This is a genomic window from Mitsuaria sp. 7, assembly GCF_001653795.1.
GTDB lineage: Bacteria > Pseudomonadota > Gammaproteobacteria > Burkholderiales > Burkholderiaceae_C > Roseateles.
Genome location: NZ_CP011514.1, coordinates 3477887 through 3490827, shown reverse-complemented (window position 1 = coordinate 3490827; position 12941 = coordinate 3477887). Strand labels below are relative to the sequence as shown.

The window sequence follows — 12941 nt, the reverse complement described above, 5'->3', positions numbered from 1 at the left end:
CAAAGAGGCGCGGGAATGCCGTTTGCAGCTATTTTCGTACTTGTACGAAATTCACCGTGCCTCCTGGCGACCAGGGTTCGTGAGTATTTAACGTGGCCAGTGGTATGAGTTAACGTACACCGACAATAACCTTTTGGGACAGGAACGCCGTGCGAAACACCGATCAGGACTCCGACCGCGAACGGCCCCGGCTGCGCCGCGGTCCGGCCGAGATGGCCGCGCTCAAGCGCGAGATGCTGGAGCGTGCACGCAAGATCTACCGCGACGAAGGCGTGGAGGCGCTCAGCATGCGCCGGCTGGCGCAGGAGCTCGGCATCTCGACGATGGCGATCTACAGCTACTTCGAAAGCAAGAAGGCGCTGCTGGACGGCCTGTGGATCGAGGTGTTCGAGTCGCTGACGGACGAACTGCTGGATGCCTCCAAGGACCAGCGCGGCCCCCGCAAGGTGCTGGAGGCGCACACGCGCTGCCTGCTCGACTTCTGGGAGCGGCATCCGGAGCAGTTCCGCATGATCTACATGTCGCTGACGCAGACCGGCACGCTCGACGAGATCGGCCAGGCGCAGCAGCCCGTCTACAACCGGCTGCTCGGACTGATGCGGGAGCGTGTCGCGGCCTGCGCGCCGGCCGGCTTCGAGCCCGGCGAGGTCGCGATCCGCTCGATGTGCGACCAGATGTCGGTCCGCACCATGGGCTTCATGATGATGACGATCGGGCTGCCCCGATATCCGCTCTACGACCGCGAGGCGCTGCGCGAGTTCACGGTGCAGGGCGTGCTGCGCGACGTGGCGGACCAGTACGCGCAGTTCGCGGCGGGTGCGCGACCGGCCGCCGCGGATCCGGTGTCGTCGGGCGCCTCTCCGACCGCCGCGGATTGACCGTCCAGTCCTGCGATGCCCGCAGCCTGGGCATCCGGGCGATCACCGGCGCACCGCCGCGGTGCCCTTGACGCCGAGTGGGGCGCTGCATCAGCGGCCCGTACAGGCGAAAAAAAAGCCCAGCGCATGACGCTGGGCTTTGAAGGGCACTTGGGAAGCTAGACTTCCTTGGGTACCGAGGAGACAACCGATACGGCAACTCGTTCGCTCAGGCCGCGGCGCGCTTGGCGCTGCGGGTGGCGGTCTGGGTCGCCTTCACCGCCGTGCTGGTCACGGCGTTGAAATTGGATTCCGCGATGTCGGTGGCTTGCTTGGCGGCCTTGTGCAGGCTTTCGTAAGCGTTGTTGGCCGCGGCCACCGCCGACTTCACCAAAGCAACAGCATTTTCCGTGCCAGCCGGAGCGTTCTTGGTCGCGTTGTCGACGACGGCGCCGAACTTGACCTGGGCGTCAGCCACTTGCGACTCCGCCAGCTTCACGAACTCGGACGAGGTCGAGGTGGCGATGTCGTACAGGTGGCGGCTGTAGGCGACGGCCTTTTCAGCCGACGGTTGCAGCAGCGCGGTCTGCAGGGCCCACAGCTCCTGCGGATCCTTGACCGTGATGGCTTGCTGGGCGGTTTCGGCGGCTTCGCCGAGGGCAGTCTTGGCGACTTGCAGGTTCAGTTCGACCAGCTTTTCATAGCCTTCGAAGGCCTTGGCGGTCAGGCCGAACCACGAAGCTTGCAGGTTCTTTTGTTGGTCCAGCACTTGGTCAGCAGTCAGCATGCGAAATCTCCTTGAGGAATGAGGTCAGCCGGGGAAAACGCGGCGGGCTGAGCGCCGTCGCCACACATTTGTTGCGGTGCAGCATGGAATCAGTATAGGACCGCCGGCGATGATTGCAAGCACTTTTTGTGCATCGCAGCAAAGTTCGGGTTCTGTCCTCCGGAGCCCCTGTCAGCAGCGCCTCCAGGCGCGCCGGAGCGCTGGCGCCGGCCCTCTGCTAGGGTCCCGACCATGCTCGCCTTCCATTACGACCATTTGACGCTGGCGCTCCCGCCGGGTCACCGCTTCCCGCAGTCCAAGTACCAGATGCTGCGGGAGCGCGTGGAGCGGGCGCCCGGCGTGATGCGGCCTCGGGTGGCGGAGGCCGCCGGGCCGGAGGAACTCTCGCTGGTCCACACGCCGGACTACATCGACGCGGTCGTGCACGGCACCTTGAGCGCGGCGGCGCAGCGGGAGATCGGCTTCCCCTGGGCGCCGGGGCTGCCGCGGCGCTCGATGTGCTCCGTGGGGGCGACCATCGCCGCGGCGCGCGCCGCCCTGGAAGAGGGCGTCGCCGCCAGCCTGGCGGGCGGCACGCACCATGCGTATGCGGACAAGGGCAGCGGCTTCTGCGTGTTCAACGATGTCGCGGTCGCGGCGCGGCTGATGCAGGCCGAATGGCACCGGCGCCATCCGGAGCGCCGTGGTCTGCAAGTGCTGGTCGTCGACCTCGACGTCCATCAGGGCAACGGCACCGCGAGCATCTTCCGCGACGACGACAGCGTCTTCACCTGCTCGATCCACGGGGAGAAGAACTTCCCCTTCCGCAAGGAGTCCAGCGACCTGGACGTCGGCCTGCCCGACGCCTGCGGCGACGCGGTCTACCTCGACGCGCTGGAGACGGCGCTCGCCGAGGTCTGGCGACGGATGGCGGACCGGCCGCCCGGGCTGGCGTTCTATCTGGCTGGCGCCGACCCGCACGAGGGCGACAGGCTCGGCCGGCTCAAGCTCAGTGCGGACGGCCTGCTGCGACGCGACCGCATCGTGCTGGAGGCGCTCTTTGAGCGCCGCATCCCCGTCGCGTTGAGCATGGCCGGCGGCTATGGCGAGGACCTGAGCGTCACCGTCGACGTGCAGATGCGGACGCTGGAGGCCGCGGCGCGTGCCTGGGAGCGGTGGCAGAACCGCTGAGATTGTTGCCTTGCCAATCCATGGGTGTGCACCAGTAGCCCGCGCGACACCTGACCCCGCGCGGCGGTGGAAGAATCGGCGCATGAGTGCTGCCACCGACTCCCCCGTCGCCTCCGCCGATGCGCGCCCGGCCGCCGAGCCGCGCGAGGCCTTCGCCCGCTTCGTCCCGGTCCCGACCCGCTGGATGGACAACGACGTCTACGGCCACCTGAACAACGTCGTCTACTACAGCCTGTTCGACACGGCGGTGAACCGCTACCTGATCGAGCAGGGCGCGCTGGACCTGCACCACGGCGAGGTGATCGGCCTGGTCATCGAGACCCACTGCAACTTCTTCGCGTCGCTGGCGTTCCCGCAGCACATCGAGGCCGGCCTGCGGGTCGCGAAGCGCGGCCGCTCCAGCGTCCGCTACGAGATCGGCCTGTTCGCCGGAGGCGAGCCCCTGTGCGCGGCGCGCGGCCACTTCGTCCACGTGTACGTCGATCGTGAGTCCCGGCGCCCGGTGGCGCAACTGCCCGAGTCCTATCTGAATGCGCTCAGCGCGCTGGAGATGCCATGAGCTTCCCCGCTTCCTTCCCCGACCCCTTCGTCCCGCCGACGCCCGAGCAGTCCGCCGCCGTCGAGGCCGCGATCGTGACGCGGCATTCGATGCGCGCGTTCCTGCCGACCCCGGTGCCTCGCGCGCTGATCGAAGACCTGCTGACCGTCGCGGCCCGCGCGCCGTCGGGCACGAACACGCAGCCCTGGCAGGTCCACGTGCTGACCGGCGCGGCCAAGGACCGGCTGGTCACGCGCATCCAGGCGACCTACGACGACCCCGAGGAACTCGCCACCCACGGCGAGGAATACGCGTACTACCCGCGCGAGTGGGTCTCGCCCTACATCGACCGCCGCCGCAAGGTCGGCTGGGACCTGTACGGCCTGCTCGGCATCACCAAGGGGGACAAGCTGCGCATGCACGAACAGCACGGCCGCAACTACCGCTTCTTCGACGCGCCGGTCGGCCTGATGTTCACCATCGATCGCGTGATGCAGCAGGGCAGCTGGCTGGACTACGGCATGTTCCTGCAGAACCTCATGGTCGCCGCCCGCGGCCGCGGCCTGCACACCTGCCCGCAGGCGGCGTTCACGCAGTTCCACCGCGTGATCGCGGAGGAACTGGGCCTGTCGCCGCAACAGCAGCTGGTCTGCGGCATGTCGCTCGGGTACGCGGATCCGGCCGCGGTCGAGAACACGCTGGTGACCGAGCGCGATCCGGTCGCGTCGTTCACCCGTTTTCTGGAGTGACACGCCGACGCTGATTCCCGATGCCCGTGGGCGATCCGCGTGCGGGCGGCGGGAAGGTCCGCTCTACAGTTGGCGCTTCCCTGCAAGGAGATGCGTCCATGAGCAAGCCCAGCGTCCTGGTGGCCCGCAAGACCTTCGACGACATCGTCGACCGGCTGCGTCCGCACTTCGAGGTCGAGACCAACGACAGCGACACCGGCTGGTCTCAGGACGAGCTGATCCGTCGCCTGCAGGGCAAGTCCGGCGCGTACATCGCCGGCGGCGACAGGATCGACGCCAAGCTGCTCGATGCCTGTCCCGACCTCAAGGCCATCTGCACGATGGCCGTGGGCTACAACAACATCGACGTGCCGGCCTGCACGGCGCGCGGCGTCGTGGTGACCAACGCGCCGGACGTGCTGACCGAGACCACCGCCGACTTCGGCTTCGCGCTGATGATGACCACGGCCCGCCGCATCACCGAGAGCGAACACTTCCTGCGCCGCGGGGAATGGAAGGAATGGTCGGTGACGATGTTCGCCGGCGCGGACATCCACGGCGCGACGCTGGGCGTGCTCGGCATGGGCCGCATCGGCGCGGCGATCGCCCGCCGCGGGCACCTCGGCTTCGGCATGCCGGTGCTGTATCACAACCGTTCGCGGCTGCCGGCCGACCAGGAAGGTCCGCTGGGCGCGACCTGGGTCGAGAAGGATGAACTGCTGCAGCGTGCCGACCATCTGGTGATCGTCGTGCCGTACAGCGCGTCCTCGCACCACCTGATCGGCCAGCGCGAACTGCGCCTGATGAGGAAGACGGCGACGCTGACCAACATCGCCCGCGGCGGTGTCGTCGATGACGCGGCGCTGGCCGCCGAGCTCCAGGCCGGCACCATCGCCGCCGCGGGCCTGGATGTGTTCGAGGGCGAACCCAAGGTGCACCCGTCGCTGCTCGCGTGCACGAACGTCGTGCTCACGCCCCACATCGCCAGCGCCACGATCGCGACGCGCCGCGCCATGAGCGACCTCGCCGTGGACAACCTGATCGCCGCGCTGACCGGCGGTGTTCCGCCGACGGCACTGAATCCCGAGGTGCTCAAGCGCTGAGAGAATCGGGCGGATGAATCTGTCGTTCTGGCAGGTCATGGTCCTCGCGGCCGTGCTCCTGTTCCTTGTCGTCATCGTGCTGATCGGGGTGGTCCTGTTCCGACGGCCCGCCCGCACCGATCCTTCCGCGGTCCTCGCGCCGCTCATGCAGCAGACGGGCGAACGCCTGGAACGCCTGGAGCGCGCGCTGCGCGACGAACTCAACCGCGGCAACGCCGGGCTGCGCCAGGAGACGCTGGCGACGCTGACGCAGTTCCAGCAGGCGCTGGGCCAGCAGGCGGCCCGTGCGCGCGAGGCGCAGGACGCCGCCGCGTCCCGCATGACGACCGTGCTGACGGAACAGCTGCAGGCCCTGGGACAGCGCAACGAGGCCGGCCTGGCCGAGACGCGCCGCACCGTCGAGGCGCGACTGCAGGCGATCCAGCAGGACAACGAGAAGAAGCTCGAGCAGATGCGGGCGACCGTCGACGAAAAGCTGCATGCCACGCTGGAGCAGCGCCTGGGCGAGAGCTTCAAGCAGGTGGCGGAACGGCTGGAGCAGGTCTACCGCGGACTCGGCGAGATGCAGACGCTGGCGCGCGACGTCGGTTCGCTGAACCGGGTGCTGACCAACGTCAAGACGCGCGGCATCTTCGGCGAGGTGCAACTGGCGGCGCTGCTGGAGCAGGTCTTCACGCCCGAACAGTTCGCGTCGAATGTCGAGACCGTGCCGGGCACCGGCGCGCGCGTCGAGTTCGCGCTCAAGCTGCCCGGGCAGCGCGACGACGGCCAGCCGATCTGGCTGCCGATCGACGCCAAATTCCCGCGTGAGGACTACGAACGTCTGCTCGACGCGCAGGAGCGCGCCGACGCCCCCGCGGCGGAAATCGCCGGTCGCGCGATCGAGACCCGGCTGCGCCTGGAGGCGAAGAGCATCCGGGAGAAGTACCTCGGCCCGCCGCACACGACCGACTTCGCGCTGCTGTTCGTGCCCACCGAGGGCCTGTACGCCGAGGCGCTGCGCCGGCCCGGCCTGAGCGAGGCGCTGCAGCGCGAGCACAAGGTGATGCTGGTCGGACCGACGACGCTGCTGGCGACGCTTTCCAGCCTGCAGATGGGCTTCCGGACCCTGGCCTTGGAGAAGCGCTCCGCCGAGGTCTGGGACGTGCTGCGCGCGGTCAAGACGGAGTTCGGGAAATTCGGCGACGTGCTGGCCAAGACGAAGAAGAAGCTCGACGAGGCCAGCAACAACATCGAACTCGCGGAGCGGCGCACGCGCGTGATGACCCGTGAGCTGAAGTCCGTCGAGGCCTTGCCGGAAGACGAGGCCGCACGTGTGCTGAAGCTCGGCGTCGGCGTCGGCGTCGGTGTCGGTGCGGGCGCAGCGAACGCTGCCGGCGGCGGTGCGGGAATCGCTGCCGACGGCGAGTCCGATCTCGAGGACGAGGGCGCCGCGGGATGACCCACGACGCATCGGCGACGAAGGGCTATACCGGCCTGAGCGCCGGCTTCGTGGCGGTCATCGCCTCGCTGGTCGCGGTGCACGCGTGCATGGCGACGACGCGCGTCGCGGCCACGCTGTGGGTGCTGCATCAGGGCTACGGTGGCGGATTCGTCGGCGTGCTGCTCAGCCTCTTCGCGGTCGCGCCGCTGGGCCTGTCGTTGTGGGCCGGTCGGCTGGCCGACCGCCACGGCTTCCATCGCCCGGTGGGGATAGGCGTCGCGATGGCCTTCGCCGGCGCGGTGCTGGCGCTGTGCGCGCAGGTCCTGGGCTGGGTCTGGCTGCTGGCGTCGGGCTGCCTGCTGTGCGGCGGCGCCGTGGCGGTCGCGGCCGTCGCGATCCAGCGCGAGGCGGGCCTGATGGCGCACGACGCCTCGCAACTCAAGCGCGTGTTCAGTTGGGTGGCGCTCGGTCCCGCGCTGTCCAACGCGTTCGCGCCGGTCATCACCGGCATCGTCATCGACACGGCCGGATTCACCGCCGCGCTGGTGTTGTCAACGCTGCTGCCGCTCGCTGCCTGGGCGATCGCAAGGCGCGTGCCGCGTCACGTGCCCGCGCCCGCCAAGGCCGGCGTCAAGCCGCGTCCCGCGTGGGACCTGTTGAAGGACCGCGGCCTGCGCAACCTGCTGATCGTCAACGTCGCGATGTCCTCGTGCTGGGACGCCCACAGCTTCGTAGTGCCCGTCGTGGGCCATGCGAAAGGGCTGTCGGCCTCGAGCATCGGCCTGGTGCTGGGCAGCTTCGCGGCGGCGGCGACGCTGGTCCGGCTGGCCATCGTCCGGTGGGCGCATCGGATCGACGACGTGAAGGCGTTGCGCGTCGCGATGGCGGTCGCGACCGTCACGCTCCTCGTCTACGCGTGGCTGCCCGGCACGCTCGGCTTGATGCTCGGTTCAGCCATGCTGGGATTGGCGCTCGGCGCCGTGCAGCCGATGGTGCTGGCGACGATGCATCAGGTCACGCCGCCGGATCGCCATGGCCAGGCGCTCGGCTTGCGGATGCTGGCCGCCAACGGCGCGACGGTCGCGATGCCGCTGGGCTTCGGCGTGCTGGCCGCCGCGAGCGTCGCGGCCGCGCCGTTGTGGCTGATGGCCTCCATCCTGGTCGGCGCGCAATGGGCAGCGCGGCAGATCGAGTCGCCGCGCCACGAGCCCCCGGGCGGTGCGCCCTGAGCACGCCCTCAGGGCATCACCCGCCCGGAGCGATGGCGACCTGCCGGCGCGCTTCCTTGTGCTTCATGGCGACGTACTCGTCGAGCGACTGCTCGTGGAGCTGGCGCGCATAACGCTCGGTGGCCGCGAACCAGTCGCGCAACCGCTTGTCGAGCCGCTGCTCGGGCGGCGCCGGCAGCGTGTCGAGGTAGGACTCGATCGCCAGGAAGTAGCGCATCGTGTTGCGCTCCGCGATGCCCTGGATGCCGCCGACGTAACGCGGCTGGCCGTCGTCGTCGCGTCCGACCACGGTGAAGCCCACCTTGTCGCGGCCCGACGTGGACAGGTAGGCGCTGGTGGCGACGCGCGCCGCGAGGTTGTTCATGTAGGCGTAGCGCAGGCGCACGAACGAGCGCTTCGCATCGAGCGGCACCGCCTCGAGCGTGAGACGGTAATGGCTGGTGCCCATCGGCCCCTTGTTCGCGCTCATCTCCACGAGCAGGTACTGCGGCTGCGCCGCCAGCACCTGGAAACGGAAGTCGAGCGCGTAGGCGTCCTCGATAGGCTGGTCGAACTTGCGGCCGATGGCCATGTGCAGCGTCGCGCCCGGCGCCGGGTCGTCCTCGACGGCGCAGCGCTTGACGTTGGCCGGCAGCGTCAGCAGATCGCACCAGGCATCGGCGTTGCGCAGCGCGCCGGACAGCGTGCCGAACGGATGATCGACGACGGCGTGCATCTCCCCGGTGGGACGTTCGGTGTCGTCGGCGGAGCTCAGCACGATGGGCTTCTGGAACGGACTCTTCGTGAGCTGCGGCGCGAGCTGGTCGTACTGCGCGCGCAGTCCTGCGCCCTGCTGCGCGGAGACCTCGGTCGCGATCAGCAGCAGGCCCAGCAGCACGGCCGCGTGGGCGAACCAGAACAACGCCCCGTGATGCGGTGCCGGATGCTTGGCCTGCCGGAACATCCGACCGAGGTGCGGATGGGGAAGGTGCGGGAAGGAACGCATGGCGAACTCCATCGCTGGCCCGAAGGCCGTTGATTGACCTTAAGACCGGCCGCGGAGGCGGTCTGTCGGACAAGGCCGCATTCCCTCGTGCGGCGGGAACACCGCCCTCGCGGTGTCGGACTGGTCGTCGTTCAACACCGCACTCGCGGTGTTGGGGGCCTGCAGTCATTCACCTAGGATGGTCGTCAGCCCGGCGCAGGCCGGACAGGAGCCGCACAAGATGTTGGGAACGCGCCGGACACCGACGCGGCGTCGATGCGCGCCGACACGATCTTTCGGACGATGGCTGGGCGCGTGGCTGATCACCGGCGCGGCCCTCGGGCCGTTGGCCGACGTCGTGCTCGCGCAGGAAGAGGCGCCCGGTACCGCGACCGCCGAGGACGCCGACGCCCAGGACGGACTTGCCGGCGGGCTCAGCGTGGAGGAGGCGCGTCGCCTCCTCGCCGAACCTCTGCCCGACGCGCTGGATGCCCGTTATGCGCTGCTGCAGCGGCAATGGCCGGCGGCACGACGGATCGAGGACCGCGCCCGCCAGATCGAGATCGCCAGGGCGCTGATGACGCTGGGCCGCGGGCGGCCCGGCGGCGAGGGATGGATCCGGCTCTACCTGATCACCGAGTACACCTGGGGCAGCTCCGGCACCGCCCTGGCGGCGTGCGAGCCACTGATGGCCGACAGGCAGCTCAGCGCGGCCGCGCGCGCGGCCGTCGCGCTGCGTCAGACCTACTTCCTGGCCAACGGGGGCCAGGACCGCAACGTGATGCTGCGCGCCTGGAGCCGCGCCGACGCGTTGGCGGCGGAGGCGCTCAAGCAGCAGCCAGGACTGCCGCTGACCATCGACCGGCTGCAGGTGCGCTCCGAGGTCGAGCGCCTGACCGGCGACGGCGCGGCGGCCGTGGCGACCTTGCGCCAGGCGGTCGCCCGTTCAAGGGAACTGCTCCGGACCGGCGGCGAGTCGCGCGTCGATGCGGACACGCTGCGGCAGTGGCAAGGCTGGCTGGACGGCTCTCAGGGGATGCTGGTCTACGCGCTCGTCGCGCAGGGGCGCACCCGGGAGGCGGCCGACATCGCGCAGGACAACCTCGCGCTGTGGCGGGCCGGTCAGTTGGAGGACGGCCCCGGCGCACGCTGGCACTACCGCGCCGCGACCGCGCTCAACGCGTCGCAGCAGCATGAGGAAGCACTGGCCGCTGCGCGGCAGTCGGAGGCGATGCTCGCGAAGGCGAATGCGTCCGCGGCGAGCCAGACGCGCTGGCTCGCGCGCCAGGAGATCGTGCGGGCGCTGCTCGGTCTCAAGCGCTGGGTCGAGGCCGACCAGGCCTATCGCCAGTTCCTAGAGGAACTCGGGGGCGACGGCGTCGCGCGCAGCCGGGCGCAGGACAACCGGCTGAGCGCCCTGCTGGCCGCCAAGGCCGGCCGGCTCGACGAGGCGCTGGAGACGGCCGAGCGCACGCTGCGCTATCGCACGCGCATCTACGGCCAGGATCATCCGCAGACGCGCGAGAGCGCCGGCGTGCGCGCCGTCGTGCGGCTGCTGCGCGGTGACACGGGCGGTGCGATGAGCGACTACGAGCAGCTCTTCGCCGCCACGCTGGATCGCAGCGACGGCTGGGTGGACCTGGACGCGCGCGGCTTCCGCGGCTTCGTGCTCGGGCTGGCCTTCGACGAGTTCCTCGCGCAGGCGGCGCGACGCGCGATCGCGGGCGAGGCGCTGCCGCCGGCCGTGGTCGATCGGGCGCTGCAGATCGCCGACCGGCGCAAGCTCGGCAGCACGCAACGCGCGTTGGCCGACAGCACCGCGCGGATGCTGGCGGCGACGCCCGAATTGCGCGGCCTGCTGGACCAGGAGCAGTCGCTGCGCAAGGCCGCGTCGGGGCAGTACAGCCAGGTGGCCGCATTGATCGCGGAGGAGGACAAGCTGCGCAAGGAGTTGGCTGGCGAGGCCTTCAAGGCCCTGCCGAAAGAGCAGCGCAAGCCGCGCGAGGACGCGCTGAAGGCGCTGCGCCAGCAGCTGCTGGCGCAGCAGGGCGCGGCGAGCTCCGCGCGCGAGACGCTGGCGGTGCAGCGGCAGAAGCTGGCCGCGGCCTATCCTGCCTATGCCGACCTGATCACGCCGGCCACGCCCGGCGCCGCGGTGCTGAGCGCGAGGCTGCGCGTCGGCGAGGGACTGCTGGTCGTGCACGCGCTCGATGAACAGACGCTGATCTGGCTGCTGCGCGCCGATGCGCCGGCGCAGTTCCGCGCGGTGCCGGAAGGCGCGTCTGCGCTGGCCCGGCGCGTGAAGGCACTGCGGCTGCGCCTGGACCTCAGCGCGATGCCGGCCGGGCGCGAGACGCCGCTCGCGCAGGCCTTGCCGGAGCTGCAGTCGCTCCATCGAGAACTGCTGTCGCCGCTCAACCGGCAGGGGCTCCAGACGCTGATCGTCGCGGGCGACGGACCACTGGCGGGACTGCCGCTCGCGGCGCTCGTGACCGAGGCGCCCGCCGCCGGGCGCCCGGTGGCCTGGCTGCTGCGGCAGCACGCCGTGGTGCAACTCCCGTCGGGCGCCTCGCTGCAGGCGCTGCGTCGCGCCGGCCCGTCCGCGGCGGCGCCGAAAGCGCTGCTCGGATTCGGCGATCCGGCGTTCGATCGCAGTGCCGTCGCGCCGACTTCGCCGGGTCCGCAGACCTCGCAGGCGCCAAAGGCTGCACAAACCCCGCAGGCCAAGCCGGGCATGAGTGCGCGCCACCTGCTCGCGCCGACACCCACGCGCGCGGCGGGCAGCTACGACGCGCAACTCGGCTTTCGTTATGCCGACATTCCTCCGCTGCCGGAGACGCGCGCGGAGCTGGTCGCGATCGCGCGTGCGCTCGGCGCCGATCCGGTCGCCGATCTGCGTCTGGGCCCGGCCGCGACGCGCAGTGCGGTCCTGACGGCGCCGTTGGCCGATCGTCGCGTGCTCGCCTTCGCGACGCACGGCCTGATGCCGGGCGAGCTGCCGGGCATCTCGAAGCCGGCACTGGCGCTCGCGGCCGAGGCGGACGAGACCGCGTCGCCGCTGCTCGAGCTCGACGACGTGCTGACGCTGCGCATGAACGCGCAGTGGGTGCTGCTGTCGGCCTGCAACACGGCGGCCGGCGAGCAGGGCGGCGCGGCGATGTCGGGGCTGGTGCGCGGCTTCTTCTTCGCCGGGGCGCGGTCGGTGCTGGCCACGCATTGGGCGGTGGAGTCCGCCTCCGCCGCCGCGCTGACCAGCGCCGCGCTGCAGCCGGCCGACACGCGCGCCGGCGGCCTGAGGCGCGCGCAGCTGCAGATCGCCGACGGCCAGGAGGGGCAGGGCCAATGGACGCATCCGTACTACTGGGCGGCCTACGCGCTGTTCGGCGACCCGGCGCAGTGATGATGTCGGCCGCCGCATTCATCCGCGACGAACACACGATGATGAGAACGATGACAACAACGATGACACACGTGATGAGGGACGCCGCGTTGATCGCGGCGATGACGATGGTCGCGCTGGCCGCACGGGCGCAGGCCTGCGAGGTCGCCGCGCTGGCGGGCGACGCGACGCGCGTCGTCGCGGGCCAGGCGCAGCCGCTGAGGATCGGGGACAAGGTGGGCGAGGGGGCCCAGCTGCGCACCGGCGACAACGGCCGCGTGCGCTTGCGCTGTCCGGACGGATCCAGCCTGGTCGTCGGCGATCGCAGCCAACTGACCTTGACCCGGCTGAATCTCGGCACCGACGCGGGCACGGGCGTCATGCCCGGTTATGCGGAAGGCGCGCGCGACGTGTCCCTGCTGCTCGAACGCGGCCTGCTGGGGCAGAAGGTGACCCCATCCGGCTCGGGCAAGTGGGAGGTGCGCACGCCGTCGGCGGTGACGGCGGTGCGTGGCACGGAGTTCCTCGTGGAGGTCGGCGACAACGAGCAGACCTCCGTGCACGTGCAGTCGGGTCAGGTCGCCGTGCTGCCGGGCCCGCGCGCCGCGGGTCGGACGCGGGGACTGGGCGCGCAGCTGCCGGTGGTCGTCGACCGCGCCGGCGGCACGGACTGCGAGGTGTCGCAAGGCTGTACCTCTGCGACGACCTGGCCGGCGGACCGGGTCCGCGCGGCGCTGGACCGCCTGTCGGGGGTCTGATGACG

11 protein-coding genes are annotated in these 12941 nt (G+C 70.5%); 9 read left to right on the top strand and 2 right to left on the bottom strand.

Annotated features, from left to right (window positions below; all coding sequences use genetic code 11):
• The first annotated feature begins 149 nt into the window (after nt 1–149).
• The gene (locus ABE85_RS15325) at nt 150–878 is read left to right on the top strand and encodes a TetR/AcrR family transcriptional regulator (RefSeq protein ID WP_067276286.1); all 729 of its coding nucleotides are present in this window, start codon (nt 150–152) and stop codon (nt 876–878) included.
• 208 nt (nt 879–1086) lie between these two features.
• Here ABE85_RS15325 and phaP read toward each other — a convergent pair whose 3' ends face one another.
• Nucleotides 1087–1644, bottom strand: coding sequence for a TIGR01841 family phasin (phaP, locus tag ABE85_RS15320; RefSeq protein ID WP_067276284.1), 558 nt, complete (start codon nt 1642–1644; stop codon nt 1087–1089).
• 231 nt (nt 1645–1875) lie between these two features.
• Between phaP and ABE85_RS15315 the strand changes: the two genes are divergently transcribed.
• From ABE85_RS15315 to ABE85_RS15290, 6 genes are all read left to right on the top strand, one after another.
• Nucleotides 1876–2814 (top strand): histone deacetylase, encoded by a 939-nt coding sequence (locus ABE85_RS15315; protein WP_067276275.1) that lies wholly within the window; start codon nt 1876–1878, stop codon nt 2812–2814.
• A gap of 82 nt (nt 2815–2896) precedes the next feature.
• Complete coding sequence (locus tag ABE85_RS15310) at nt 2897–3373, top strand: thioesterase family protein (RefSeq protein WP_067276272.1); 477 nt, start codon at nt 2897–2899, stop codon at nt 3371–3373.
• Nucleotides 3370–4101: a nitroreductase gene (locus ABE85_RS15305; protein WP_067276269.1), complete on the top strand. Its 732-nt coding sequence runs from the start codon at nt 3370–3372 to the stop codon at nt 4099–4101. The genes ABE85_RS15310 and ABE85_RS15305 overlap by 4 nt, the downstream gene beginning before the upstream one ends.
• A 98-nt stretch (nt 4102–4199) precedes the next feature.
• Nucleotides 4200–5183: a D-glycerate dehydrogenase gene (locus ABE85_RS15300; protein WP_067276263.1), complete on the top strand. Its 984-nt coding sequence runs from the start codon at nt 4200–4202 to the stop codon at nt 5181–5183.
• A 13-nt stretch (nt 5184–5196) separates the two neighbouring features.
• Nucleotides 5197–6624, top strand: coding sequence for a DNA recombination protein RmuC (rmuC, locus tag ABE85_RS15295; protein ID WP_067276259.1), 1428 nt, complete (start codon nt 5197–5199; stop codon nt 6622–6624).
• Nucleotides 6621–7835, top strand: coding sequence for an MFS transporter (locus ABE85_RS15290; RefSeq protein WP_067276257.1), 1215 nt, complete (start codon nt 6621–6623; stop codon nt 7833–7835). The genes rmuC and ABE85_RS15290 overlap by 4 nt, the downstream gene beginning before the upstream one ends.
• 16 nt (nt 7836–7851) lie before the next feature.
• On the opposite strand, the gene ABE85_RS15285 is transcribed toward ABE85_RS15290, so the two are convergent.
• Nucleotides 7852–8820, bottom strand: coding sequence for a hypothetical protein (locus ABE85_RS15285; RefSeq protein ID WP_157522469.1), 969 nt, complete (start codon nt 8818–8820; stop codon nt 7852–7854).
• Nucleotides 8821–9040: 220 nt separating this feature from the next.
• Between ABE85_RS15285 and ABE85_RS15280 the strand changes: the two genes are divergently transcribed.
• Nucleotides 9041–12199: a CHAT domain-containing protein gene (locus tag ABE85_RS15280; RefSeq protein WP_157522466.1), complete on the top strand. Its 3159-nt coding sequence runs from the start codon at nt 9041–9043 to the stop codon at nt 12197–12199.
• Between the two features lie 62 nt (nt 12200–12261).
• Nucleotides 12262–12936, top strand: a complete 675-nt coding sequence (locus ABE85_RS15275; RefSeq protein ID WP_197507023.1) for a FecR domain-containing protein — start codon at nt 12262–12264, stop codon at nt 12934–12936.
• Nucleotides 12937–12941 lie beyond the last annotated feature (5 nt).